Origin of the sequence: Nakamurella alba (assembly GCF_009707545.1) — a bacterium.
In the GTDB taxonomy this organism is placed as follows: domain Bacteria; phylum Actinomycetota; class Actinomycetes; order Mycobacteriales; family Nakamurellaceae; genus Nakamurella; species Nakamurella alba.
In genome coordinates this window covers 315,063-341,034 of sequence record NZ_WLYK01000006.1, presented here as the reverse complement: position 1 = coordinate 341,034, position 25,972 = coordinate 315,063, and the positions used below count along the sequence as shown (strand labels likewise).

General features: G+C 72.0%; 20 protein-coding genes. 13 read left to right on the top strand and 7 right to left on the bottom strand.

Translation table 11 applies throughout. The features are described from left to right. Position 1: 1 nt before the first annotated feature. The 10 genes from GIS00_RS16730 to GIS00_RS29040 all read left to right on the top strand — a co-directional run bounded on the left by GIS00_RS16730 (position 2) and on the right by GIS00_RS29040 (position 11,926). Positions 2-757, top strand: a complete 756-nt coding sequence (locus GIS00_RS16730; protein ID WP_154769556.1) for a class I SAM-dependent methyltransferase — start codon at positions 2-4, stop codon at positions 755-757. 157 nt (positions 758-914) lie between these two features. Beyond that, positions 915-1,301: a thioredoxin gene (gene trxA / locus GIS00_RS16725; RefSeq protein ID WP_154769555.1), complete on the top strand. Its 387-nt coding sequence runs from the start codon at positions 915-917 to the stop codon at positions 1,299-1,301. Between the two features lie 168 nt (positions 1,302-1,469). Continuing rightward, entirely contained in the window at positions 1,470-2,288 is an 819-nt protein-coding gene (gene ureG / locus GIS00_RS16720; RefSeq protein WP_154769554.1) for an urease accessory protein UreG, read from the top strand. Next, a complete protein-coding gene (locus tag GIS00_RS16715) occupies positions 2,285-3,046 on the top strand; it encodes an urease accessory protein UreD (RefSeq protein WP_154769553.1) in 762 nt (253 codons plus the stop codon). The genes ureG and GIS00_RS16715 overlap by 4 nt, the downstream gene beginning before the upstream one ends. Positions 3,047-3,154: 108 nt before the next feature. After that, positions 3,155-3,979 carry an FAD binding domain-containing protein gene (locus GIS00_RS16710; protein WP_322098052.1) on the top strand — a complete coding sequence of 275 codons (825 nt, stop codon included), beginning with the start codon at positions 3,155-3,157 and terminating at the stop codon, positions 3,977-3,979. Beyond that, the gene (locus GIS00_RS16705) at positions 3,976-6,717 is read left to right on the top strand and encodes a molybdopterin-dependent oxidoreductase (protein WP_322098051.1); all 2,742 of its coding nucleotides are present in this window, start codon (positions 3,976-3,978) and stop codon (positions 6,715-6,717) included. The genes GIS00_RS16710 and GIS00_RS16705 overlap by 4 nt, the downstream gene beginning before the upstream one ends. A 306-nt stretch (positions 6,718-7,023) precedes the next feature. Next, positions 7,024-9,075, top strand: coding sequence for a hydantoinase/oxoprolinase family protein (locus tag GIS00_RS16700; RefSeq protein ID WP_196073318.1), 2,052 nt, complete (start codon positions 7,024-7,026; stop codon positions 9,073-9,075). Then, on the top strand, positions 9,072-10,751 hold the full coding sequence (locus GIS00_RS16695; RefSeq protein WP_154769552.1) for a hydantoinase B/oxoprolinase family protein: 1,680 nt from the start codon (positions 9,072-9,074) through the stop codon (positions 10,749-10,751). The genes GIS00_RS16700 and GIS00_RS16695 overlap by 4 nt, the downstream gene beginning before the upstream one ends. A 105-nt stretch (positions 10,752-10,856) precedes the next feature. After that, a complete protein-coding gene (locus GIS00_RS16690) occupies positions 10,857-11,108 on the top strand; it encodes a hypothetical protein (RefSeq protein ID WP_154769551.1) in 252 nt (83 codons plus the stop codon). A 2-nt stretch (positions 11,109-11,110) separates the two neighbouring features. Beyond that, complete coding sequence (locus GIS00_RS29040) at positions 11,111-11,926, top strand: glycoside hydrolase family 16 protein (RefSeq protein WP_322098050.1); 816 nt, start codon at positions 11,111-11,113, stop codon at positions 11,924-11,926. Position 11,927: 1 nt separating this feature from the next. Here GIS00_RS29040 and GIS00_RS16680 read toward each other — a convergent pair whose 3' ends face one another. The 7 genes from GIS00_RS16680 to GIS00_RS16650 form a co-directional block, all read right to left on the bottom strand. Continuing rightward, complete coding sequence (locus GIS00_RS16680; protein WP_154769550.1) at positions 11,928-13,445, bottom strand: PucR family transcriptional regulator; 1,518 nt, start codon at positions 13,443-13,445, stop codon at positions 11,928-11,930. Between the two features lie 3 nt (positions 13,446-13,448). Beyond that, positions 13,449-14,558 carry an S-methyl thiohydantoin desulfurase domain-containing protein gene (locus GIS00_RS16675; protein WP_154769549.1) on the bottom strand — a complete coding sequence of 370 codons (1,110 nt, stop codon included), beginning with the start codon at positions 14,556-14,558 and terminating at the stop codon, positions 13,449-13,451. Beyond that, positions 14,555-15,913 carry a hypothetical protein gene (locus GIS00_RS16670; RefSeq protein ID WP_154769548.1) on the bottom strand — a complete coding sequence of 453 codons (1,359 nt, stop codon included), beginning with the start codon at positions 15,911-15,913 and terminating at the stop codon, positions 14,555-14,557. Before GIS00_RS16670 ends, GIS00_RS16675 begins: the two co-directional genes overlap by 4 nt. Positions 15,914-15,922: 9 nt before the next feature. Further along, entirely contained in the window at positions 15,923-16,918 is a 996-nt protein-coding gene (locus tag GIS00_RS16665; RefSeq protein ID WP_154769547.1) for an ABC transporter permease, read from the bottom strand. Next, the gene (locus GIS00_RS16660) at positions 16,915-18,516 is read right to left on the bottom strand and encodes a sugar ABC transporter ATP-binding protein (protein ID WP_322098049.1); all 1,602 of its coding nucleotides are present in this window, start codon (positions 18,514-18,516) and stop codon (positions 16,915-16,917) included. Before GIS00_RS16660 ends, GIS00_RS16665 begins: the two co-directional genes overlap by 4 nt. 119 nt (positions 18,517-18,635) lie before the next feature. Further along, positions 18,636-19,748: a sugar ABC transporter substrate-binding protein gene (locus tag GIS00_RS16655; protein ID WP_230313686.1), complete on the bottom strand. Its 1,113-nt coding sequence runs from the start codon at positions 19,746-19,748 to the stop codon at positions 18,636-18,638. A gap of 145 nt (positions 19,749-19,893) precedes the next feature. After that, complete coding sequence (locus GIS00_RS16650; protein WP_154769546.1) at positions 19,894-20,232, bottom strand: antibiotic biosynthesis monooxygenase family protein; 339 nt, start codon at positions 20,230-20,232, stop codon at positions 19,894-19,896. 725 nt (positions 20,233-20,957) lie between these two features. Here GIS00_RS16650 and GIS00_RS16645 point away from each other — a divergent pair. The 3 genes from GIS00_RS16645 to GIS00_RS16635 are packed head-to-tail and all read left to right on the top strand — an operon-like array spanning position 20,958 to position 25,970. After that, on the top strand, positions 20,958-23,003 hold the full coding sequence (locus GIS00_RS16645) for a hydantoinase/oxoprolinase family protein (RefSeq protein WP_154769545.1): 2,046 nt from the start codon (positions 20,958-20,960) through the stop codon (positions 23,001-23,003). Between the two features lie 46 nt (positions 23,004-23,049). Then, entirely contained in the window at positions 23,050-24,780 is a 1,731-nt protein-coding gene (locus GIS00_RS16640; protein ID WP_154769544.1) for a hydantoinase B/oxoprolinase family protein, read from the top strand. After that, a complete protein-coding gene (locus GIS00_RS16635; protein ID WP_154769543.1) occupies positions 24,777-25,970 on the top strand; it encodes a metal-dependent hydrolase family protein in 1,194 nt (397 codons plus the stop codon). Before GIS00_RS16640 ends, GIS00_RS16635 begins: the two co-directional genes overlap by 4 nt. The last annotated feature ends 2 nt before the right edge of the window (positions 25,971-25,972 follow it).

Genomic DNA, 25,972 nt, shown 5'->3' with positions numbered 1-25,972 from the left:
CATGGCGACACCCGGAGCAGCATCTGGACACCGGCGGGACCACGCGAGAGCCTTCGGCCCGGCGGCCGGCCTCTACGACGCCTCCCGGCCCGGCTACCCGGACGCGGTGGTGGACGCCCTGCTGGCCGACGTCCCGACCGGAACGGTGGTCGACGTCGGTGCGGGCACCGGCAAGCTCACCGCCCTGCTCGCGGCGCGGCGCCCGGACGTCGTCGCCGTCGAGCCCTCGGAGGGCATGCGGACGCAACTGGCCGCAGTACTGCCCGGGGTCGGCGTGCTGGACGGGGCGGGCGAGCGCATCCCGGTGCCGGACGGCTCGGTGGCGGCGGTGCTCGCGGCGCAGGCGTGGCACTGGGTGGACCCGGTCGCCGGGTCCGCCGAGGTGGTCCGCGCGCTGCGTCCGGGCGGGGTTCTCGGCCTGGTCTGGAACACCCGGGACGAGCAGGTCGACTGGGTCGGTGAGCTGGGCCGGCTGCTCGCCTCCGCCGACGGGCCCGGCCGGGGGCGGTTCCTGCCGGACGTGCGGCCGCCGCTGCAGCCGCTGGACTCGGGGCGGGTCGACTGGCTGCAGCCCATGACCGCGGACCGCCTGGTGGACCTGGTCGCCACCCGCAGCTACGTGCTGCTGCAGTCGGAGGCGGACCGGGCCGACCTGCTCGCCGCGGTTCGCGAGCTCACCGCCACCCATCCCGACCTGGCCGGCCGGGCGGAGTTCGATCTGCCCTACGTGGCCGAGTACTGGCGCTTCCGGATCTGACGGCCGCGTGGATCGCCGGGCGCGGGGAATCGTCGGTGCCGGTCGTTCGTTGCAGGAACGGACAGGCCCCGCACGACCGGTGCGGGCGGCCGGCCGGGCGCCACGAGCGGTCCGGCACCACAGACGGCCGGTGATCCCGGCAGGAACTGGAGCAGAGATGGCGACCACCGAACTGACCACGCAGAACTTCGACGACGTCGTGGGTGGCGAGGGCACCGTACTCGTCGACTTCTGGGCGTCCTGGTGCGGCCCGTGCCGCCAGTTCGGCCCGGTCTTCGAGAAGTCGTCGGAGAAGCATCCTGAGCTGACCTTCGGCAAGGTCGACACCGAGGCGCAGCAGGCGCTCGCGCAGGCCTTCCAGATCCGGTCGATCCCGACCCTGATGGTCGTGCGTGACGGCGTGGTCCTGTACTCGCAGCCGGGCGCCCTGCCGGCCGATGCGCTGGAGGACCTCATCGAGCAGGCGTCGAAGGTCGACATGGACCAGGTCCGCAAGGAGATCGCCGAGCAGCAGGCGAAGGCCGCCACCACCGCCGACGCCTGATCCCCGAGGCAAGACCACGGCCCCGTCGCACCACGCGGCGGGGTCGTTGTCGTTCCGGGCGCGGTCGTTCCGGGCGCGGTCATGTTCCGGACATGCGGGGCGGTTACGGTCGGTGCGCGGGTGGGAATCCTGCCCGCCCGCTGAGCCGATCGACCTGCGAGGTGCCTGATGACCACTCCGAACACCACCCGTTCGTTCCGGCTGGGGGTGGCCGGGCCGGTGGGCACCGGGAAGTCCTCGATCATCGCGCTGATCTGCCGCGAGCTGTCCGCGGAGCTGCGGCTCGGCGTGATCACCAACGACATCTACACCGACGAGGACGCCCGGTTCCTGCGGTCCGCCGGGGTGCTCGAGCCGGAGCGGATCCGGGCGGTCGAGACCGGCGCCTGCCCGCACACCGCCATCCGCGACGACGTCACCGCGAACCTGCTGGCCGTCGAGGACATGGAGCAGGACTTCGCGCCGCTGGACGTGGTGCTGGTGGAGTCCGGCGGCGACAACCTGACCGCGACCTTCTCGCCGGCCCTGGTCGATGCCCAGCTGTTCGTCCTGGACGTGGCCGGCGGCGGCGACGTGGCGCGCAAGGGCGGACCGGGGATCGCCCGCGCCGACCTGCTGATCGTCAACAAGACCGATCTCGCGCCGTACGTCGGAGTCGATGTCGGGCAGATGGTGGCCGACGGCAGCGCCGCCCGCGACGGCCGTCCCGTCCTCGGCCTCTCCCGCACCGACCAGGTCTCGGTCGAGGGCCTCAAGCAGTGGCTGCGGGACATGCTCGCGGTGTTCCGCACCGGCACCCACGTCCCGGTCGACCCGGGCCCGATGGCCCCGCACTTCCACGCCGACGAGTCCCTGCCCGGTGGCGGCTTCACCCACACCCACGACGAAGCCCACGACCATGCCCACGACGGCTCTCACGACCATGCCCACGACGGCGCTCACGACGATGCGCACGCCGGGGGCGAACCCACCCACGCCCACTCGTGATCCTCGCGCCCGCCGACGGGTCGGTGGCGATCGGCATCACCCCCGACGCCACCGGCGTCGGCCGGGCGTCGATGCGGCTGCGGCCCGGCCTGCTCGCACCCCGGGTGCTGTCGGCGGACGCGACCGGCGCCCGGATCGCGCTGGTCGCCACCGAGGCGTTGCTGCTGCCCGGCGACACGGTCCGGCTGGACGTCGAGGTCGCCGACGGCGGCCGGCTGGAGATCGTGGAGACCGCCGGCACCGTGGCCTACGACGGCGCCGGGGAGCCGTCCTGGTGGACCGTCCGGATCCGCCTCGGGGTCGGGGCCCGGCTGCGCTGGCACGGCGAACCGTTCGTCGTGGCCGACGGCGCCCGGGTGACCCGCACCCTCGATCTGGAGGCCGCGGACGGTGCCGAGGCGGTCTTCCGGGAGACCCTCGTGCTCGGGCGGACCGGCGAGCTCGGCGGCGATCTGCTGGCCCGGACCCGGGTGACGCTGGCCGGCGAACCGCTGCTGCTGGAGGACCTCGACCTGCAGCGATCCACCCGCGGCCGGCCCGGACTGCTCGGGTCGGACCGGGTGGTGGACAGCGTGCTGGTGCTCGGCCGGGTGGCCGGCCCGGTGTCGGCCGCGGCGGGTGAGCGGTTCGACCTGCACGGCCCCGGGACGGTCCTGCGCTGGACCGGCCGCGACCTGCACCGCTCCCCGGCACCAGGGTGGTGGACGGCGGTGCGGGCGGCGGGGAGCGGGGGCCGCCCCGGCGCCACGGACGGCTGACAGCCCTCGCGGAACGGGAAACAGCCGCGTTACCGTCCGGACACGCCGTCAGGGCACCGTTCCGTGCACCATCGGCAGCACGCCGGCGCCGAGGCGAAGGGAGGGCGGGTGGACCTGAACACGGTCACCGCGATCGTCCCCGCCCGCTCGCGCGCCGATCTCGCCGGTCTCGGCGGTCCCGTCGCTGTGCTGGCCGGTGGCACCTGGCTGTTCAGCGAGTCGCAGGACACCGTCGAGCAACTGGTCGACCTGACCACCCTCGGCTGGACACCCCTGGAGCACTCCGCGGCCGGGCTCGAGGTCGCCGCCACCTGCACCGTCCAGGAGCTCTACGACCACCGGCTGCCGGACGGATACGGCGCGGCCGGCCTGCTCCGCCAGTGCTGCGAGGCCTATCTCGCCTCGTTCAAGATCTGGCGGTTCGCGACGGTGGGCGGCAACCTCTGCCTCGGCTTCCCGGCCGGACCGATGATCTCGCTGACCGCGTCACTGGACGGCGTGTGCACCATCTGGACCCCGGACGGCGGTCTGCGCACGTTGCTGGTGATGGATTTCGTGACCGGTCCGGCGACGACCGCGCTGCGGTCCGGCGAGGTGCTGCGCAGCATCCTGCTGCCGGACCAGGCACTGCGCGAGCGGACCGCGTTCCGCAAGATCGCGCTGTCCCCGCTCGGCCGGTCGGGCAGCGTGGTGATCGGCCGCCGCACCGCCGCCGACGGGTTCGAGCTGACGCTGACCGGCGGCACCGTCCGGCCGATCCGGCTCTCCTTCGCCGCCGATCCCGGGCCCGGCGAGCTGCTGGCGGCGGTGGACGGGCTGGATGCGTCGGTCTGGCACCACGACGCGCACGGGACCCCGGACTGGCGGCACGCGGTGAGCGCCGTGCTGGCCGAGGAGATCCGGGTCGAGCTGTTCCCGGAGGCCGCGCCGTGAAGCTGACCCTGAACGGCGAGCCGGTCGAGCTGGAGGCCCGGCCGGGCCAGGTGCTGCGGACGCTGCTCCGGGAGAACGGCCACTTCGAGGTGAAGAAGGGCTGCGACGCCGGGGACTGCGGTGCCTGTTCGGTGCTGCTGGACGGCGGACCGGTGCACTCCTGCATCGTCCCGGCGCACCGGGTGGCGGGACGCGAGGTGACCACGGTGAGCGGCCTGGGCACCCCCGAGCACCTGCATCCGGTGCAGCGGGACTTCGTGGCAGCCGGCGGTTTCCAGTGCGGGTTCTGCACCGCCGGGATGGTGGTCACCGCGTCCGGGCTCACCGCCGAGCAGCGGGTGGACCTGCCACGATCATTGCGCGGCAACCTGTGTCGCTGCACCGGCTACCGGGCGATCGACGATGCGCTGCACGGCGTCGCCGGCACCCTCGATCCGACCGACGACGTCGCCATGGGCAAGCACGGCACCGGCGTCGGGTCCTCGCTGCGGGCACCGGCCGGCCCGCGGATCGTCACCGGGACCGAGCCCTACACCATGGATCTCGCCGTCCCGGGCATGCTGCACGCCGTACTGCTGCGCAGCCCGCACGCGCACGCCCGCATCCGGTCGATCGACACCACCGCCGCGCTGGCGGCGCCCGGGGTGATCGCGGTGCTGACCCACCACGACGTCCCGGACGTGCTGTTCTCCACCGGGCGGCACCAGAACCGGGTCGAGGACCCGGACGACACCCGGATCATGGAGCCGGAACTGCGGCACATCGGCCAGCGGGTCGCCCTCGTCGTGGCGGAGTCGGTCACCCAGGCCGAGGCGGCCCGCCGGTTGATCGTCGTCGACTACGAGATCCTGCCCGCACAGTTGGATCCCGAGCTCGCCCGGGAGCCTGGCTCGCCGCTGGTGCACGGCGACAAGGACGCCGCGGAGTCCCGCATCTCGGACCCGGCGCGCAACGTGGTGGCCGAGGTGCACTCGCACTTCGGCGATGTCGACGCGGCGGTCGCCCATGCCCGGAGTACACCCGGATCGGTGGTGGTCGAGGGGGAGTACCGGACCGGCCGGGTGCAGCACGTGCACCTCGAGACCCACGGCGCCATCGGCATGCTCGACGAGGCGGGGAGGTTGGTGATCCGCACCAGCACCCAGGTGCCGTTCCTGGTGCGGCAGGAGCTGGCCCGGGTGCTCGACCTTCCTGTCGAGCGGATCCGGGTGCGCACCGCACGGGTGGGCGGCGGGTTCGGCGGCAAGCAGGAGATGCTCACCGAGGACCTGGTGGCGCTCGCCGTGCTGCGCACCGGCCGGCCGGTGTCGTTCGAGATGAGCCGCACCGAGCAGTTCACCGCCACCCCTACCCGGCACCCGATGCGGCTGCGGATCCGGCTGGCCGCCGGTGCCGACGGGCTGCTCACCGCCATGGATCTCGACGTGCTGTCCAACACCGGAGCGTTCGGCAACCACGGTCCCGGCGTGATGTTCCACGGCTGCAGCGAGTCCGTGGCGGTCTACCGGTGCCCGAACAAACGGATCGATGCCGCGGCGGTCTACACCCACACGCTGCCGGCCGGCGCCTTCCGCGGGTACGGCCTCGGTCAGGTCATCTTCGCGGTCGAGTCGGCGATGACCGACCTGGCGGCCGAGCTCGGCATCGACCCGGTGGAGCTGCGCCGCCGCAACGTCGTCCGGCCCGGCGAGCCGCTGGTGTCGATCGACGAGGGCCACGACGACCTCGGGTTCGGGTCCTACGGCATCGAGGCGTGTCTGGACCTGGTGGAGCAGGCCCTGTCCTCCGGCCGGGGGCTGCCCGCGCCGGACGGTGACCGCTGGCGCACCGGCACCGGGATCGCCCTCTCGATGATCGCCACGGCACCGCCGCGCGGCCACTTCTCCGACGCCACCGTCACTCTCGCCGCCGACGGCTGTTTCACCGCGGCCGTCGGCACCGCCGAGTTCGGCAACGGCACGACCACCGTGCACCACCAGATCCTCTCCACTGCCCTGGGCACCACCGCCGACCGGATCCGGCTGGTGCAGTCCGACACCGACGTCGTGGCGCACGACACCGGCGCCTACGGTTCCACCGGCACGGTGATCGCCGGCGCCGCTCTCACCGCCGCGGCGCAGCAGCTGTCTGCCCGAATCCTCTCCCTCGCAGCGGATCTGGCGGGAGAGACCGGCGGTGGGGTGCTCGAGCCGGGCGGGGTGCGCTTCCCGTCCGACACCCTGGTGTCCCTCGATGACGTGCTCGCCGCCGCGGTCACCCCGCTCAGTGGTACCGGCAGCGCCGACGGGGCCCGTCGGTCGCTGGCGTTCAACGTGCACGGCTTCCGGGTGGCGGTGGACACCGCCACCGGCGAGATCCGCATCCTGCAGTCCGTGCACGGCGCCGACGCGGGTGTGGTGATCAATCCTGCGCAGTGCCGTGGTCAGGTCGAAGGCGGTGTGGCGCAGGCGATCGGCTCCGCGATGTACGAGGAGTACCACTTCGACGACCGCGGCGCGGTGACCAGCGCGACCCTGCGCAACTACCACATCCCGCAGTTCGCCGACGTCCCCCGCACCGAGGTCTTCTTCGCCGACACCGTCGACGACATCGGCCCTTTCGGTGCGAAGTCGATGAGCGAGTCCCCCTACAACCCGGTCGCGCCGGCGCTGGCCAACGCCGTGGCCGACGCCATCGGCCGGCGTGTCCGCGAGCTGCCGGTCTCCCGGGACCGGGTCTGGCGGGTGCTGCAGGGGTAGTCGGGCCGGTTGCGGCGGCAAGTACCTGCTCGGGCCGGGCGGGTCGATCGTGCCGTGTCCGGGATGAAACCGACCGCCGGAACCGCGTCGTCCACTCGCCGGGCCGACGATCCGGATACCTGTGCGGTATCGAAATCCGGGGTGTCCGGAAACGTTGGGCACCTTTGTGTCTCGACCCGCAGGTGGACCATCCCGCCGAACAGTGCGCGGAGCACGCACCCGACGCCGCGAGGTGGGCGCACCGCACATCGGGCCCGGTCGGTCGATCCCTAGTCTGTCGCCACGTCCAGTCGATGGGAGAGCCGTATGGCGCAGTACCGGGTGTCGATGGACATCGGCGGAACCTTCACCGATGTCGTGACCTACGACGACGAGGCGGGGGTGTTCGCGGCGGGCAAGGCGTCCACCACCCCGGAGGACCTCAGCGAGGGGGTGCTGGCAGGCCTGGGGTCGGTGGTGGAGGCGCCGTCCGACATCTCCTTCCTGGTCCACGGGACCACGCAGGGCCTGAACGCGTTCCTGGAGCGGCGCGGCGTGCCGGTGCTGCTGCTCGGCACCGCCGGGCTGGAGGACACGTACCACATCGCCCGCGGGCCGCGACTGCGTCTGTACGACCTGCACTACCGCAAGCCCGAGCCGCTCGTCCCGCGGCGTGATGTGGTCGGCATCGGTGGCCGGATCGCCGCCGACGGCGCGGAACTCACCCCGCTCGACGAAGATGCGGTCCGCGCCGCCGCCGGCACCGCCAAGGAGCGTGGGCTGGGCGCGGTCGCGGTCGCCTTCCTGTTCAGCTACGCCAACCCCGCGCACGAGCTGCGCGCCCGGGAGATCCTGCTGGAGGAGCTGGGGCCGGACTTCACCGTCTCGCTCTCCCACGAGGCGGCGAAGGAGTGGCGGGAGTACGAGCGGACATCGTCCGCCGTGGTCGAGGCCTACACCGGCCCGATCGTCCGCCGCTACCTGGTCAACCTGGAGAAGCGGTTGGCGGACCGGGGTCTGGAGGTGCCGCTGCACGTCATGCAGTCCTCCGGCGGTGTGCTCACCGCCGAGTCCGCCCGCCGGCGGCCGCTGCAGACCTTGCTGTCCGGACCGGTCGGCGGCGCGATCGCGTGCGCCGAGCTCTCCCGGGTGTCGGACCGGCCGAACCTGATCGGCGTCGACATGGGCGGCACCTCCTTCGACGTGTCGTTGATCGTCGACGGCGAGCCGGACGTCTCGGCGGAGGCCCACCTCGAGGGTCTGCCGATGTTGATGAGCGTGGTCAACATCCACACCGTCGGTGCCGGTGGCGGTTCGGTGGCCTGGACCGAGGCCGGCGGCCTCCGGGTCGGACCGCGGTCCGCCGGTGCCCGGCCTGGTCCGGCCTGCTACGGCCGCGGCGGCACCGAGCCGACGGTGACCGACGCGAACCTGGTGCTCGGCCGCATCGACCCGAACGGTTTCGCCGGCGGCCAGATGACGCTGGACGTCGAGGCCGCCAGGACTGCGGTCGCCGCCCTCGGCGAGGCATTCGGCCTCGACCCGGTGGCCATGGCCGAAGGCATCTGCGACGTGGCGAACTCCAAGATGGCACAGGCGATCCAGACCATTACTGTCTCCCGCGGCATCGACCCGCGGGACAGCGGGCTGGTCGCGTTCGGCGGCGCCGGTCCGATGCACGCGGTGTTCCTGGCCGCGGAGCTGGGGATCCCGGAGACGATCGTGCCGCGCTTCCCCGGCGCGTTCTCCGCGTGGGGCATGCTGCAGACCTCGATCCGCAAGGACGCGACCGAGCCGTACTTCCGGCTGGACGTCGACCTGGACGGCGCGCACATGTCCGCCACCTTGACCGGGATGGAGGAGGCCGGCCTGGGTGGCCTGGCCGACGAGGGCGTCAAGCCGGAGCAGCGCAGCGTGGCCCATGCGGTGGACATCCGGTACGAGGCGCAGGAGTACACGCTCACGGTGCCGCTGGCCGATGCCGGCGAACCGTCCCGGCCGGACTTCCTGTCGATCGTGGCCACCCGGTTCGCCGAGATGCACGAGAGCCGTTACGGGCACGCCAACCTCGGCGCCCCCATCGAGTTCGTGGCGCTGCGGACGACGGCCTTCGGTGACCTGGGCAAGCCGGCACCGCAGGTCTGGCCGGCGGCGACCTCGGCGGATTTCCCGCACGAGAGCCGTCGGGTGGTGTTCGGCGGCGCCGAGCACGATGCGGTGCTGGTGCGCCGCGACGACCTGCTGGCCGGTCACACACTGGCCGGCCCGGCGGTCATCACCGAGGACACCGCCACCACCGTCGTGCCGCCCGGCTACGACATCTCCGTCGACGGCATCGGATCCCTGATCATCCGGGCCACCCAGGAGGGACGCGCATGACCACCGCCACCGCCATCGACCCGGTGACCGTCGAGATCATCCGCAACGCACTGAACTCCGCGGCGGACGACATGAACGCGACGCTGATCCGCTCCGCCTACACCCCGATCATCTACGAGGGCGGTGACTGCGTGGTCGCTCTGCTGGACAGCGACCACCAGGTGCTCGGCCAGTCGGCCGGCCTGCCGATCTTCCTCGGCAACCTGGAGACCTGCACCCGGGCCACCGAGCAGCGCTTCGGGCGCGAGGTCTGGGAGCCGGGTGACGTCTGGATCCTCAATGACAGCTACCTCGGCGGCACGCATCTCAACGACGTGACCATCTTCGGGCCGGTGTTCGTCGACGAGCTGCTGGTCGGGTTCACCGCGACCCGGGCGCACTGGATCGACGTGGGATCCAAGGACCCGGGCGGGTCGATGGACTCCACCTCGATCTTCCAGGAGGGGCTGCGGCTCGGCGCGCACAAACTCGTCGAGGGCGGCAAGGACGTCCGCTCGATCATGGACGTCATCGCCACCAACGTCCGGTTCCCGTACCCGACCATGGGCGACATGCACGCGATGATCGCCTGCATCAAGATGGGCGACGCCCGGCTCTCGGCCCTGGTCCGCCGGTTCGGGCTGGAGACGCTGGAGGCGGCGCGGGACGAGATCTTCCGCCAGACGGAGCTTCTCGAGCGCGCCGTGATCGCGGCGATCCCTGACGGGGTGTACGCGGCCGAGGGTGTGCTGGACAACGACGGCATCGACCTGGACAGCCCGATCCCGATCAAGCTGCGGGTGACGGTGACCGGCGAGGACATCGACTTCGACGTCACCGAGTCCGCGGACCAGGCCACCGGTCCGGTCAACTGCGGTGTGGCGCAGGCGGTGTCGGCACTGCGGGTGGGCTACAAGCTGCTGGTCAGCCCGGACCTGCCGGGCAACGGCGGGTCCTTCCGGTCGATGACCACCCAGGTGCGTGAAGGCTCGGTGCTGGGCGCGATCGCCCCGGCCGCCTGCCAGTGGTACTTCTCCCACCTCGGACTGCTGATCGACATGGTGGCCCGGGCGCTCGCCCCGGCGATGCCGGACCGGGTGGCCGGTGCGTCGCACGGCGACTCGATGATCGTGCTCACGGCCGGCACCGATCCACGCACCGGTCGCGAGTTCGTCTCGCTGGAGGCCACTCTCGGCGGCTGGGGTGCCTGGGACGGCTCCGACGGCGAGAGCGCGCTGATCAACAACGTCAACGGCTCGCTGAAGGACCTGCCGGTCGAGGTGCTGGAGACCCGGTACCCCTTCCGCATCACCACCTACCAGGTGCGGCCGGACTCCGGCGGCGCCGGACGCTGGCGTGGCGGGAACGGGGTGGTGCGTGAGTACGAGGCACTCACCGATTGCACCGTGTCGCTCTGGTTCGAGCGCTCCCGGCAGCCTGCGTGGGGCCTCTTCGGCGGCGAGGACGCGATCGGGCCGGACGTGGTCATCAACCCCGGCCGGGCGGACGAGCGCCGGATGCTGAAGGTCAACGGGACCGCCATCACCGCAGGAGATGTCATCCGCTGCGCCACCGGTGGTGGCGGCGGCTACGGCGATCCCACCGACCGCTCCACCGCCGACGTCGAGGCCGACCTCCTCGACCGCCACATCACCCCCGCTGCAGCCCTCTCCCGCTACGGGGTGGGCGCGGGCTGATCCATCGCCCCTGCCCGGCCGAGATCGGTCGGGCAGGGGTGGGTGGCGGCCGGGTCCGTCGGCGGCACCTCCCCGACACAGACGGCTCGGTCTATCGTCGGGCCCATGACGCGGACGCTGGTGGCGGCGGGGTTCCGGTGGGACGAGTACCCGGCGCTGCGGGTCGGGCGGCTGGTGGCGGGGAAGGGCGATGTCGGGCGGCACCCGCGCGGGGAGACCCATGCGGTCGCGGACCCTGTCGATCGGACCACGGTGTGCGGACTGCCGCGGGAGAACTTCCCGTACGACTTCACCGAGCCGATCCGGATGTCGGCGTCCGAACCGTGTGCGAACTGCGGGATCGACGGTACCCACTGACGGTGCGAACGGCCGAGTTGTCCGACCGGCGGTCCGGCCCGGTGCAGGCCATGCTGGGAGGCGTGAACATCGAGGATTTCGACGGGCCGGACCTGGATCCGACGCGGTGGCTGCCGCACTACCTGCCGGCTTGGAGTTCTCTGGAGTCCACCGCTGCGACGTACACCGTCGCCGACTCCTGCCTGGAGCTGAGGATCCCGCCGATGCAGGGGCTCTGGGCGCACGAGGTGCACCCGCCGCTGCGGGTGTCGGGTGTCCAGTCGGGGAACTGGTCGGGCCCGGTGGGGGGGACCCGCGGACAGCAGCCGTGGCAGGACGGACTGGTCGTCCGCGAGCAGCAGGAGACCTTCCGTGGGTGGATGCCGACCTTCGGCACGCTGACGATGCGGGCCCGGATGCAGTTGTCCCCACGATCCATGGCCTCCTGGTGGATGGTCGGGTTCGAGGAGGATCCGCAGGAGTGCGCGGAGATCTGCGTGTGGGAGATCTTCGGTGACGCCGTCGATCCCGGGCGGTCGGCGATGGTCGGCAGCGGCCTGCACCGGTTCCGTGATCCGCGGATCGCCGAGGACTTCGCCACCACCCGGCTGGCGATCGACGTCGCCAGGTTCCACGAGTACCAGGTGCGGTGGACGGCGCAGGAGGTGGTGTTCTCGGTCGACGGGACCGAGATCCGACGCTGTCCCGGCCCACCCGTCTACCCGATGCAGTCGATGATCGCGGTCTTCGACTTTCCCGACCGGGCCGACGGCACCGCGGCCACCGATGGCGAGTTGGTGCCGATCCTGCAGGTCGACCGGATCAGCCACGCTGATTGAGTCAGCCTGTGCGCCAGAGGGTGTCGAGCGCGTAGCAGAGCACGTGCAGCGCCAGTCGCTGCGCAGGGTCGTCGGAGACGACGCCGAGCTCGCGCGCCCGGGCCACCCGGGCGAGCACGGTGTTGCGGTGCACCCCCAGGCGCTGCGCCGCCTGGCTCAGCGACCCACCGGAATCCAGCACCGCGAGGGCGGTCTCGACGAGTGCGGTGCGATCCTTCGCCGACACCAGGTCGGCCAGGCAGAGGTCGGCGACCTCCGCGATCTGCGCCACCGGCAGCCAGGCGAGCGCGGACCGTACCCCGGTCTGCTCGAACCACTGCACGGTGCCGGCCCCTGCCGACCGGGCCACGTGCGCGGCGAGCCGTGCCTCCGAGGTGGAGCGCAGCAGGCCGGACACCCCGCGCCGGGCGGTGCCGACGCCGGCGACCAGACCGTGCCGGGTCAGCACGTCCTCCAGGGTCCGTACCGCCTTGCGCACGGCCGCGGGCCGGTCGGCCGGACCGTTCCACCAACTGACCCAGCCGTCCTCGTCGGGTGCGATGGGCCAGTCCGGCAGCAGCCGGGACCAGGTCGACCGCACCAGGTGGGTCAGCTCCGGTGCAGGTTCGCCGGTGTTGGCGACCCCGGTCACCCAGAGGGCCCGGTTCATCCCGTCGATCCGCCAGCCGAGCTCACCCACCCACTCCGGCGTCGACTCCTCCGCCCGCTGTACCGCGGGTTCGGGCGTGCCCGGTTCGCCCTCCCCGATCCGCCGCAGCAGTTGGAACGACGCCTGCTCCTGCTCCAGTCGCTGCGCGGGCTGCATCCGGCTCTGTGCCCAGGCCGCCAGCACCGGCAGACGGCCGAGTGAGAGCAGCGATTCGACCATGTCGACGCCGGTCGGCGAGCCCGGCGGGACGGAGGCGACCAGCTCGCCCCACAGGTGCCCGCCGGCGCCGTGCACCGCCACCCGCACCTGCTGGTGATCGGGGCGATCGTCGAGTGCGGCGGACCGACCGGCGAGCACGGTGCTGCCGGCGACGAGTGCCACCTGAACCGGGGCGAGTTCGCCGCCCAGCACCCCGAGCACCCCACGGACGCCGGTCTGTTCGGCCAGCCGCTCGGCGCACTGGGCCACCCGCAACGCCCGGGTGGCCCGCGGCTGGCTGAGCTGCCCGGCGACGGTGAGGGCGATGTCCACCGGGTCGGCATCGTGCACCAGCAGGGTGATGTCGAGCCGCTCGGCCAGGATCCGGCTGGACCCGCTCATCGCCGACGGCGGGACGACCACCGCGGCGGCGTTGCGCTGCCAGGCGATCTGCAGCGCCGCGGCCAGCGACCAGCCGCCCGAGGCGGCCTCGGCGTGCAGCACCACCACCGAGTGCGGCGGCAGCGCCCGGATCCGGTCGAACGACTCCGCCAGATCCACGTGCAGCACCTGCCGACCGACCTGGCTGCGGTGTGCGACCTGGGTGGACGCGAGCGGTTCGACGCGCAGCAGCTCGGTCAGATCCAATGCGGGGGTGGGGATCTGTCGCATCGATCAGCGCTTCCTGGGGTGGTCGAGGGGGATCCCGTGGCTGGCCGGGCCGACCATCGCGAGGGCCTCCGGCGAGTACCAGACTCCGTCCGCCGGCGTCACCAGCACGTCCACCAGGTCACCGGGCTGCAGGCTGTCCAGCGGTGACAACCGACCGCGGTCGACGTCGAAGAGGCACACCAGATCCGGGGCGGCGGCGGTCAGTGCGCCGTCGGAGAACACCGCGACGACCTCGCTCCGAAGCTCGAGACGCAGGATGGCGCCACCGCTCTCGTCGATGATGACACTGGACGGGTGGGCCGGGACGGTGAAGTCGGTCGGCCGGGAGAGGTGTTCCAGCTCGACGATCCGGCCGCGGCCGATCCGCCGGGTACCGGTGATCGCGGACAGTCGGCCGACCACCACGTCCGCCTCGCCCGGTTCCATCAGCAGCCGGCCGACGTTGATCAACCGGGAGACCGTACCGGGTAGCGCAGCCCGGGTGAGTGCGCCGATCGGGCCGGGGTAGCCGGCGAAAGCGGCCCAGCCGCCGAGTACCTCGACCGACGGCCGGGCCAGTGCGTCGGCCCGGGCCGGGTCCGGTGCCTCGATCAGGACCGACTCGCCGGTCGCCCCGCGCATCACCAGCGGCCCGGTGGAGATGCCACCGAGGTGCATCGCGGTGTGGTGGACCAGGGCGAAGGTGCGGCCCATCCCGTCGCAGTCCAGCAGCGGGACGCCGAGGTCGGCGGCGGCCGCCAGCGGGGCCATCGCGCTGACCGTGGCGGCGGCGAGCGGGTAGACCGCGCCCATGCGGCCGCCGACATGCTGCTCGAGTTCCCGGACCGCACCGGAAAACTCGTCACCGGAGGGTGGAAGGTCGGCCAGCGCCGACCCGGAGCCGATCACGCAGATCGCCGCCGACAACGCGTCGGCGGGCAGGGCGGCCGGTCGGTGCAGCACCACCGGTCCGGTGTCGTCGATCAGCGAGGCGACCCAGTCGATCAGCGAGGCCTTGCTGGCATTGCCGTCGGCGGGGGAGTAGAAGGTGGCGCCCTCGTAGTAGGCGGCCACGTCATCGGCCGTCACCACCGCCGCGGCGCCGACGTAGGGCGAGACCTGCTGCCCGGTCACAGGTCCACCCCCTGCACGGTGATGGGGTCGGGTCCGGACACCCGCACCCGGATCCGCACCGTCCCGGCCGGGCTGTAGGGCACGGCGACGGTCGACATCTCCACCACCGCGGCCGATCCCGGGGCGACGCCGTTGGCCGTCGCGATCGCGGTGGCCCGCGCCTGCAGGTCCCGGCTGACCTGCTCCAGGCGTGGCACCGAGTCGATCACCGCGATCTCGTCGAGCCACGCCGACGGCCGGGTGACGGCCGCGCCGATGCAGACGAGCAGGTCCTGGTCCGACTCGCTCGCGTCCACCCAGGGCACGTCGCGGTGGTGCCGTTCGGTGACGTCGGACGGGCCGCCGGGTTGCGCCGACCGGCGGTAGGGGGTGAGGACCGGGAGCGGCACCACCAGTTCGGCACCCAGTTCGGTGCTCACGTGCGGGCGTGCGGTCACCAGCCGGCGGCGGACCTCGCCGACCGTCGCGTCCGCAGACGAACCCGTTGCGGGCAGCAGGATCCGGCAGTCCGGCAGGCCGGCAACGGTGGCGGCGCCGAGCAACCGCAGCGAGTCCCGGGCACCGAGCCCGAGCACCGGCATCGCGCCGATCCAGGCCGGGGTGGACCAGCCGCCGTCGCTCCGGGCGATCCGCAGCGCGGCGCCAGGGAAGTGTCGGGACACCGCGAGAACCCAGGCGACGAGCAGTGGCTCGACGACACCGGTCAGCGCGGCGTTGAGCACCACGCTCGCCTCCCGTGCGACGAGGCCCTGGCCACCGAAGTCGCCGGCCACCGAGATCCTGGCCTCCGGCAGCGCCGTCTGCACCAGGTCGGCGAGCTCGCGCTCATGTCGCGGCTCGGCCTGCGACCCGGTGCCGACGACGGCGATGCCGCCGAGCACGGACAGGTCGAGATCATCGATGAGGGAACGGATCCGGTCCACGGCGAGCGGACGCAGCTCGCGGCCGAACAGGTCGTGGCCACCGGTGACGGTGAACCTCTGCCGGACCAGGTCCTCGACCGACCGGGCCGGGTGTCCGCGCAGCGAACGGTTCTCGGCCGGCCGCGGCACGATCCGGATCGCAGCTACGGTGCCGGTGGCCGCGCCACCGGGGGCCACCGCGGCCCGCAGCGGGCGGCTCAGGTCGACGGTGACGGCGACGACCCGGAGGGCAGGTTCCCCGGGGGCGGCAGTGGCCGCGATCCGCGCGGCCGTGAGCCCGAGGACCGTGTCCGGGTCGGTGTGCGGGTGCTGGTGGTGATAATCCGGGAGGGGGAGGCCCGGTGCGTCCATCGGGACCACGGCGACGTGCGTCGCCCGGTCGTCGAGCCCGATGCCGAGCACGACGTCGCGGTGGCGGTCCGGCAGGCGCACCGGGCCACGCTACCGGTTGCGGCGGCGCAGGTACTGGTCCACGGTGACGGCCAGCAGGATCAGGCAGCCCTGCACCACCTGCTGGTAGGTGGTGTCCCAGCCGAGCAGGTTGAAGCCGTTGCCGATCAGCGTGAGCAGCAGGGCGCCGACCACACCTCGCCAGACCGCACCTTCGCCGCCCAGGATGCTCGTGCCGCCGATGACGGCCGCCGCGATGGCGGACAGTTCCAGGCCGGTGGCCATGCTGGACTGCGCCGATCCGGCGCGGGAGGCCAGGATCAGACCGGCCAGTGCCGAGCAGATGCCGCTGACCACATAGGCCGCGATCTGCACCTGGCCCACCCGGATCCCGGACAGCCGGGCTGCCTCCGCGTTGCCGCCGACGGCGTAGATCCGGCGGCCGAAGGTGGTCGCCGAGATCATCGTCCAGATGATCGCGACGACGACCAGGAACACCAGGGTCGCCGAGGTCATCCCGAACAGCGACGGCCAGGTGAGCATCCCGAAGTCCTCGGCCTGCTCGGTCAGCGGGTAGGCGATGGCGCCGGCGGTGACGACCACGGCCAGGCCGCGGTAGATGATGCTGGTGGCCAGTGTGGCGATGAAGGAGTTCACGCCGCTCTTGACCACGATGGTGCCGGTGATCAGGCCGAGCAGTGCGCCGGTGACCACGGCGGCCGCGAACCCGACCGGCACGTTGGTCAACTGCACGATCTGCACACCGACGATCGCGCTGACGGCCAGGCTCGCGCTGGCGGTCAGGTCGAAGACGCCACTGATGATGCAGACCGTCGCGCCGACGGCGAGCAGTCCGACCACCGAGCACTGGTCCAGCAGGTTCACCAGGTTCGAGGTGGTGAGGAAGGTGTCGGTGGAGACCGACAGCGCGACCACGATCGCGAGCAGGGCGATGACGATGCCGTAGTCGCGGATCCGGACGGCGCGCCGGGCCGGGACGGCACCGGTGACGACGGCGGCGCCGTCGGTCGCCAGGGGGGCGTTCATGCGTGCTCTCCTTCAGGGGTCTTCGCGAACGGGCCGGGCGTGGTGGACGAGGTGGGGCCGGCGTCCTCGGGGTGGTCGCCGAAGGCGGCGGCGATCACCCGCTCCCGGGGGGTCCCGCGGGGGAACTCGCCGACGATGCGGCCGTGCCGCAGCACCAGGGCGCGGTGCGAGAGTTCCAGCAGCTCCTCGATCTCGGAGGAGACGACCACCACGGCCATCCCCTCGGCGGCGAGATCGACGATGAGTCGGTGGATCTGGGTCTTCGCCGCGACGTCGACGCCACGGGTGGGCTCGTCGACCAGCAGCACCTGCGGGCGGCGCAGCAGCCACTTGGCGAACAGTGCCTTCTGCTGGTTGCCACCGGACAACGTGCGGATCGGGGCGTCCGGGGCAGCGGCACGGATGTCCACCGTGCCGGAGATCGTCTGCACCGCAGTGCGTTCGGTGCCCCGGTCGACGAACGGGCCGGTGCGCCGGGTGCCCAGCGAGGCCAGCGCGACGTTCTCCCGGACCGACCGGCCCAGCACCAGCCCTTCCTCCTTGCGGGACTCCGGGACCAGTGCGATCCCGGCGGCCATCGCCTTGCGCGGGCTCAGTCCGGTCAGGGTGACCCCGTCCAGGGTGACGGTGCCGGTGCTCGCCTTGTCCGCGCCGAACAGCAGCCGCAGCGTCTCGCTCCGACCACTGCCGACAAGGCCGGCGATGCCGAGGATCTCGCCGGCGCGGACCTCCAGGTCGACGTTCTGCACCGGGCCGCGACCGAGCCCGCGGGCGGACAGGCGGACCGCCGCGTCGTCGCGGACGGGTGCGGGCGTGGGGTAGAGGACGTCGATCTGCCGGCCGACCATGTGCGCGACCAGGGAGGCGGGGTCCAGCGCGGAGGCCTGCTCGGTGATCACGTGCCGGCCGTCGCGCAGCACGGTGATCCGGTCGGAGACGGACAGCACCTCGTCCAGGAAGTGGGAGACGAGCAGCACGGTGGTGCCGGCGGCGGCGAGCCGGCGGATGAGGTCGAGCAGGTTCTTCTTCTCGTGCTCGGTGAGCACGGCGGTCGGCTCGTCCATCGCGATCACCGACGCGCCGCGGGCCAGCGAGCGGAGGATCTCGACCTGCTGCTGGGCGCCGATCGAGATCTGGTCGACGCGGGCGCCGGGGTCGATCGAGAAGCCGGTGTAGTCCAGGAGTTCGGCGAAGCGGCGGCGGTCGTCCCGGGTCCGGGCCCAGCCGGCGCGCTGCGCCCAGCGGCCCAGGAAGACGTTCTCCAGCACGGTGCGCGCCGGGACCAGTGCGCCCTCCTGGGAGATCAGGCTGACGCCGTGCCGGATCGAGTCGCGCGGGGTGCCGATCGCGGTGACGGTGCCGTCGAACGCGATGGTGCCCGCATCGGCCCGGATGACGCCGCCGAGGATCTTGAGCAGGGTGCTCTTCCCAGCGCCGTTCTCGCCGACCAGGCTGTGGATCTCACCGCCCGGGATGTCCAGGTCGATGCCCTGCAGGACGGTGACACCGCTGTAGGTCTTGCCGATGTCCCGGACCGAGATCGACGGCGCGTGCCGCCTCTCGGGTCCGGACGGCGACGTCGCTCTGGCAGTGCTCACGTGTCCACCTGTCGTCTCGTGCGGTGGCGGCGCCGGGCAGGACCGTCATGGACCCTGCCCGGCGCCGCCGGTCTGCAGGTCCCTCCCCGGCCGTCGTCCAGCCGGGGAGGGACACCGGCTCAGTCGGAGTAGTCCGCCGTCTGGCCGGTCAGGTTCTCCTTGGTGCCCAGCGCCTCGTAGGTGGTGAGGCTACGGGCGTCGGTCGCCGTCGGGACGGTCTCGCCACGGTGCGCGGCCAGGCCCATCTCGGTGGCGCGGTAGCCCTCGGTCTTCTCCGGGATGTTGTAGGTGCCGTACCACTTCCCGGACATCACGCCCTCGAAGGCCTGGGTGGATCCGCCGTTGCCGACGAACAGCAGGTCGTCACGGTCCGGGGCCAGCGCGGCCGCCCCGGTGATGGCCTGGGACGAACCGACCACGACGTTGACGTCGGGGTGGGCCTGCAGCACGTTCTGGAAGGCGGTGCGGCCGGAGTCGGCGGTGTAGCCACCGATGACCGACGCGACGAGTTCGGCGCCGCCGGCCTTGATGGCGTCCTCGGCGGCCTTCGTGCGGGCGGCGTCCAGCGGGTAGTTGTCGAAGCCCTGCAGGTAGGCGACGTTGCACGGCTGGACGGCCAGCTGCTCGCAGGCGCCGAGCGCCATCTCGGCCAGGCCCTCGCCGTTGATGGTCGGGGCGTCGACGATGCTGATGACGCCGTCCACCTGCGGCTCGATGGTGTCGTACCGGCCGCCGATCGGGGTGAACTCGACGACCACGGTGATGCCGGCGGCCAGCGCCTGCTTGACCGCCGGGACGATCGCGGTGCCGTCGTTGGCCTGGATGACCACGACGTCGTACAGCTTGGACGTCACCGCGTCCTGGAGCTGGTTGACCTGGGTCGGGCCGTCGAAATTGGAGTCGAGGAAGGTGGCGGTGGCGTTGTTCGCCGCAGCCGCCTCCTGCACGCCGGCCCAGGTCGCCTGGGCGAAGGAGTTCGCCTTGGCGAAGCCGAAGAAGCCGACCGACAGCTCCTCGCCGGTGTCACCGCCGCTGGAGGCGGTGGCCGGGCCGGTGTCGGACCCGGAGGCGCTGGTGGCCGAGCCGCCGCTGGATCCGGCGGCGGTGGTGGTGGCCGCCGCGGTCGTCGTCTCCGAGCCGCCGGAGGACGACGGCCGGCTGCACGCGGCGATCGACAGGGTGAGCGCGGCGGCCGCCATGGTGGCGGTCAACCGACGGGTGGTGCTCTTCATGCTGCTCCTCTGCGGACGGGATGCGGGGGACTCGACGTGCGGTGCAGGTGGTGCTGGTCCGACCCCGGTGTCGGTGCGGTGCTGTCGGGATGTGCTGCGGTGCAGGGGTTCAGGGACAGGTTCAGTGACTGGTTCGGTGAGTGCTTCAGGGACCGGACGGTGCGGGATCGCTGTCCGGCGTGAGGATCTCGTAGAGGCCGCCGACGAACTGCGCGCCCGGTTCCAGGTCGAGCAGTTCCTTCAGGCCGACCGAGGTCTGCTGCCGGAAAGGATCGGACACCCAGCGCCCGTAGGCCTCGGTGTCGTCCCAGTCGGCCATGACCAGGTGGGTCGCGCGACCTCCGTCCACGGCCCGCAGCAGAGTGGCGTTCCGGCAGCCGGGGAATGCTCGTGCACGGTCGAGGATGTGGTGGTCGCGGTAGTAGTCCTCGATCGGTTCGACTCGTCCGTCCCTGCCGCACAGGGTCAGGACGCTGCGGATCATGCTTTCCTCCCAGTTCTCGGGCCGGCCGATGGATGTCATCGGAGACCGGGTGCTGCCGGGTGGTGCAGGGGTGATGCGGTGGTGGTGCCGGCTTCGTGTCGGGCTTCGAACCCGAGTGGAAGCTGGGATGAATGGGAATGCTGGACCCGGCCACCCGGGCCGCGTTGTGCTCCGAGCACAACAGGACAACCGTCCGGTGTGCTGTGTCACGCATCTGTTCCACGGTGGAAACGCTTGCACGCGGAAACAGCAGGTCGCGGACGGCTCGGGGAACTTTGTGCACGTCGGTCCACCCTGCCGTCGTCCGGGCATCCGGACCCGACCGGTCATGCGGCCGCCCCGGGCGGCCCGCTGTGCACGCCGGCCTCGTGACCTGCGACGACGTGGCCCGATGCCGCGCCGGACGTCTGCAGTGCGCCGGGACGGCGGGCCGACCCCGGCGACGGCCGGACGCCGTCACGCACCGGTTCCGGATGCCTGCCGGGCGTGATTGACAGTCCCGGGGGCCCGTGTCACGGTGGCTGCACCGCCGAAGGTGCCCGGGTCGTGGCGGCCCGCCTCCTGGTTCCCGGCGATCCAGTCCAGCTCCCACCTGCCCCGCGCCTCCCCGCGGGTCGACCGGTGCGGGGCTCTCCCGATGCCGGCGGCCCGTCCGCCGGACCCGCGGTGTGCCGGCGGCCGAGGTCGCCCGGACACCACCCGCAGCCGCGAAAGGCAGACCACAGATGAGCAGGATCACCCGGGTCGCGATCGACGTCGGCGGCACCTTCACCGATGTCGTCGAACTGCAGCCGGACACCGGCACCCTGCGGTTCGACAAGGTGCCCACCACGCCGTCCGAACCCACCAAGGGCGTGCTGGACGCGTTCGGCGTCACCGAGGCCGGCATCGGCGAGATCGTGATGTTCACCCACGGAACGACTCTCGGTCTCAATGCGCTGCTGACCCGGACCGGCGCGAGGATCGCCGTCATCGGTACCAAGGGTTTCCGTGACGTCTACCTGCTGGGCCGGACCGACCGCCGGACCAACTACGACATCACCTTCACGCCGCCGACGCCGCTGCTCGAGCGGTACGACACCTTCGAGGTGGCCGAGCGCAGCCTGTTCGACGGGAGTGTGCACCAGGACATCGATCTCGAGGACGCCGCCCGGGTGGCCCGGATCGTCGCCGAGCGCGGCTACGACGCGGTCGCGGTCTGCTTCCTGCACTCCTACGCCAACCCGGCGCACGAGGTGGCCATGCGCGAGGTGCTCGCCGCGCACGCGCCGGACGTCGTCGTGACGCTCTCGCACGAGCTGTCCCGGGAGTACCGGGAGTTCGAGCGGACCAGCACCGCCGTGCTGGACGCCTACGTCAAGCCGATCGTCCGCCGCTACCTGGCGGAGCTCGAGACTCGGCTCACCGACGAGGGTTTCGAGGGTCGTTTCCTGATGACGCGGTCAGGAGGCGGCGCGATGACGGCGAGCACGGCGCGGGAGCAGCCGGTGAGCCTGATCCTGTCCGGACCGGCGGGCGGCGTCATCGGCGCCGGTGCACTGGCCGGCCTGATCGGCCAGCCGAACCTGATCACCATCGACATGGGCGGTACCAGTCTGGACGCCTCGCTGGTGCTGGACGGCGAGCCGGTGCTCTACCAGGGCGCCGAGTTCGAGGGCATGCCGATCAACACCCCGTCGCTCTACATCCACACCATCGGCGCCGGCGGCGGATCCCTGGTGCACCTGGACAAGGCGGGTGCCCTGCAGGTCGGTCCCGCGAGCGCCGGGGCGATGCCCGGCCCGGCCTCCTACGGCCGCGGCGGGACCCAGGCCACCTTCACCGACGCCGCGCTGGCCGTCGGCTACCTGGGCACCGAGACGCCGCTGGGCGGCAAGCTGGTGCTGGACCGCGAGAAGGCCGTCGCCGCACTGGAGATCACCGCGGGCGAGCTGGGGATGACCTGGTCGGAGCTGGCCCGCGGCGTGCTGCAGATCTCCACCACGAAGATCATGGGCGCGGTCCGGGCGATCACCGTCGAGGTGGGCCGGAACCCGCAGGACTTCGCGCTGCTGTCCTTCGGCGGGGGTGGCGGCCTGGTGGCCGTCGACGTGGCCGAGGCCCTGGGCATCCCGACGGTGGTCGTCCCACCGGGCCAGGGGGCGTTCAGCGCCTTCGGCATGCTGATGGCCGACGTACAGCACGACTACGCCCGCACCGCGGTGATGCTGCTGTCCGACACCGACCCGGTCGCCATGCAGCAGACCTTCGCCGGGATGGAGTCAGAAGCGCTGGCGCAGCTGGAGTCCGAGGGCTTCGGCCCGGACCGGCAGGAGATGGTCCGGCTGGTCGACGTCCGGTACTCGGGCCAGGAGCACTCGGTGACCATCGGGTTCCCGTCCACCGGCGGCGACATCGCCCAGGTGGAGAAGGAGTTCGCGGAGCTGCACGAGCGGCAGTACGGCCACGTGATGACCGATCCGGTCGAGGTCACCACCCTGCGGCTGCGTGCCCGGGGCATCGTGGACCGGCCCGAGCTGCCGCTGCTGGCCGCCCGGGAGTCCGGTGAGCCGGTCGCCGAGGGCAGCCGCGCCGTGTACGTCTCCGCCGCGCAGCCCTCGGTCGACTACGCCCTGTACACCCGGGAGAACCTGTTGGCCGGCGACGAGATCCACGGTCCCGCAGTCATTCCGGAGCACACGGCGACCACCGTCATGCATGCCGGCGACCACCTGCTGGTCGGCCCGCACGGCGAGCTGGTCATCACCGTCGGCGACCGCCCCGGCCTCTGATCCCCGACCCACCGACCGCACCCGAGTCCGAGGAGTCCCACCGCACATGAACGACGCGATCACCACCGAGATCATCCGGCACGGCCTGCTGGCCGCCGCCGAGGAGATGGCCCGCAACCTCTGCCGCACCGCCTACAACACCGTCGTCTACGAGATCCACGACTACGGCATCGGGATCCACGACGTGCACGGCGATGTCGTGGCCGACGCCCCCGGCATCGCCATCTTCACCCGTGGCAACGACCACGGCATCAAGCGCGCCGTGGAGTTCCTCGGGATCGAGGCCATGCTGCCCGGCGACGTCTACCTGCTGAACTACCCCTACTGGAGCTCGGCGCACACCCTGGACCCGCTGGTCTTCGCACCGATCCACGTCGACGGCGAACTGATCGGCTACACCTCCTGCCGGATCCACGTGCTGGACCTGAAGCAGAAGGACCCGGGTTACGTGCTCGACTCCACCGACATGTACCAGGAGGGCCTGTTCTTCCCCGGCGTGCGGCTCTACCGCGAGGGTGTGATCAACGACGACATCTTCAACATCATCCGGTACAACAGCCGGCTGCCCGAGCGCACCATCGGTGACATCCAGGCGCAGGTGTCCGCGTGCGTCAGCGGTGTCCGGCGGACCATCGAGATCGCCGACAAGTACGGGGTGGACGCCCTCGCGCAGGCCATGGTCTCGATCAACGACCACGGCGAGAAGCTGGCCCGGATCGCGCTGGCCGGCCTGCCGAAGGGCACCTGGTCGGCGTCGGACTTCGTCGACAACGACGGCGTCGAGCTGGACCGGCTGATCGACCTGAACGTGACGGTCACCGTCACCGACGACGAGATGATCGTCGACTGGACCGGCAGCGCGAAAAACGTCCGCGGCCCGATCAACCTGCCGCTGGGCCAGACCGAGGCGCTGTGCAGCCTGATCTTCAAGGCGATGACCACCCCCGACAGCCCGGTAGTTGCCGGCAACTTCCGACCGCTGCGGGTGATCACCGAGGCCGGTTCGGTGATGCACGCCGTGCCGCCGATGCCGACCTTCACGCTGTGGACCGGCCTGCTGGCCGGCGAGGTGATCCTGAAGGCGCTGGCCAAGGGCATGCCGGACCTGGTGCCGGCCTGCTCCGGCGGCGACGTCTGCTCGATGATGGGTCTCGGGGTCAACCCGCGGAACGGCGAGCACTGGCTCGAGGCCACCAACGAGGCCGTCGGTTTCGGCGGCCACGCGGGCGGCGACGGTGCGGACGGGATCATGCACCTGTCCGAGCCGGGGTGCCGGAACAACCCGGTCGAGGTGCTGGAGACCAAGTCCCCGATGTTCATCGAGTCCTACGGCTACCGGCCGGACTCCGGCGGTGCCGGGCGCAACCGCGGCGGCGTGGGCGTCGGCCGCTCCTACCGGTTCACCGCCCCGTCCACCGGCATCTGCCTGGTCTACAAGACGAAGACGAAGCCCTGGTCCATCGACGGCGGGCTGGAGGGCGACAACAACCACGTGGTGCTCAATCCCGGCACCGACCGCGAGGCGACGCAGGGCGGCAGCTACAACCTGTTGGACGCCGGCGACGTGCTGGTCAACAACACCGGAGGTGGCGGCGGCTACGGCGATCCGCTGGACCGGGAGCCGGAGCGGGTGGCCGCCGACGTGCGGAACGGGTTCGTCTCCGTCGGTGCCGCGGCCGCGGACTACGGTGTGGTCGTGGACCCCGAGACCTTCGCCGCCGACCTGACCGCCACCACCGCGCTGCGCGGCACCCGCCGGGAGGTGGTGTCGGCATGACAGCCACGATGTCGGTGGTCAACGTCGGGGTCTTCGACAGCCTGACGGGTGAGATCGTCGACGGGCCGGTGCATGTCGTCGACGGCCGGATCGCCGGCATCGGCGGGACGCAGGAATCGGACGTGGTGGTCGACGCCCGTGGCGGGGTGGTGGTGCCGGGGCTGATCGACGCGCACTTCCACGCCTACGGCATCGAGCTGGACATGATCGCGCTCGAGGCCAGCCCGCTGTCCTACGTCGCGCTGACCGGTGCGCGGCGGCTCGCCGGTGCGCTGCGGCGCGGCTTCACCACCGTCCGGGACGTGGCCGGTGGCGACGCCGGGCTGGACCGGGCGATCGTCGAAGGCCTGATCTCCTCGCCCCGCTACCTGTGGACCGGGCCGGCGCTCAGCCAGACCGGTGGGCACGGCGACCCCCGGCCCGGGCACGCGGATCTCTGTGCGGGACACCACCATTCGACGGAGGTGGTGGACGGGGTCGACCCGTTGCGCAAGGCGGTCCGGGACCGGTTCCGGCGCGGCGCGCACGCGATCAAGATCATGACCTCCGGTGGCGTGGTCTCGCTGACCGACCCGATCCGGATCCCGCAGTACTCCGCGGAGGAGGTGCGGGCGGTCACCGACGAGGCTTCCCGCCGCGGCAGTTACGTGGCGGCGCATGCGTACTCGCCGGAGGCGATCGTGCACTCGATCACCAACGGGGTGCGCAGCATCGAACACGGCAACCTGCTCGACGCGGAGACCGCCGCGCTGATGGCGGAGCACGACGCCTTCCTGGTGCCGACCCTGGCCACCTACGACGCCATGGAGCGGCGGGGCGAGGCGATCGGCATGGGCGAGATCCCGCGGGCCAAGAACCGCGAGGTGCTGGAGTCCGGCAAGCGGGCGGTCGAACTGGCGCGCGCGGCCGGCGTGCGCATCGGGTTCGGCACCGACCTGATGGGCGAGCTGGAGGACGAGCAGTTGAGCGGGCTGCGGCTGCAGTCCGAGGTGGACGGCGTGGTGCGCACCCTGCAGTCGGCGACCGCCGTCAACGCGGAGCTGTTGCAGCGCACCGACATCGGCCGGATCGCCGAGGGCGCACACGCCGATCTGCTGCTGCTGCCCGGCAACCCGGTCGACGACCCGTCGTTGCTCTGGGGCGAGCGTCGCACGGTCATCCAGGCCGGCCGGGTGGTCGCCGGCGGCTGAGG

Coding starts and splice junctions, on each gene's coding strand:
- GIS00_RS16730 (WP_154769556.1), top strand. CDS start 2: ATGGCGACACCCGGAGCAGCATCTGGACACCGGCGGGACCACGCGAGA.
- trxA (WP_154769555.1), top strand. CDS start 915: ATGGCGACCACCGAACTGACCACGCAGAACTTCGACGACGTCGTGGGT.
- ureG (WP_154769554.1), top strand. CDS start 1,470: ATGACCACTCCGAACACCACCCGTTCGTTCCGGCTGGGGGTGGCCGGG.
- GIS00_RS16700 (WP_196073318.1), top strand. CDS start 7,024: ATGGCGCAGTACCGGGTGTCGATGGACATCGGCGGAACCTTCACCGAT.
- GIS00_RS16695 (WP_154769552.1), top strand. CDS start 9,072: ATGACCACCGCCACCGCCATCGACCCGGTGACCGTCGAGATCATCCGC.
- GIS00_RS16690 (WP_154769551.1), top strand. CDS start 10,857: ATGACGCGGACGCTGGTGGCGGCGGGGTTCCGGTGGGACGAGTACCCG.
- GIS00_RS16680 (WP_154769550.1), bottom strand. CDS start 13,445: ATGCGACAGATCCCCACCCCCGCATTGGATCTGACCGAGCTGCTGCGC.
- GIS00_RS16665 (WP_154769547.1), bottom strand. CDS start 16,918: ATGAACGCCCCCCTGGCGACCGACGGCGCCGCCGTCGTCACCGGTGCC.
- GIS00_RS16655 (WP_230313686.1), bottom strand. CDS start 19,748: ATGAAGAGCACCACCCGTCGGTTGACCGCCACCATGGCGGCCGCCGCG.
- GIS00_RS16650 (WP_154769546.1), bottom strand. CDS start 20,232: ATGATCCGCAGCGTCCTGACCCTGTGCGGCAGGGACGGACGAGTCGAA.
- GIS00_RS16645 (WP_154769545.1), top strand. CDS start 20,958: ATGAGCAGGATCACCCGGGTCGCGATCGACGTCGGCGGCACCTTCACC.
- GIS00_RS16640 (WP_154769544.1), top strand. CDS start 23,050: ATGAACGACGCGATCACCACCGAGATCATCCGGCACGGCCTGCTGGCC.
- GIS00_RS16635 (WP_154769543.1), top strand. CDS start 24,777: ATGACAGCCACGATGTCGGTGGTCAACGTCGGGGTCTTCGACAGCCTG.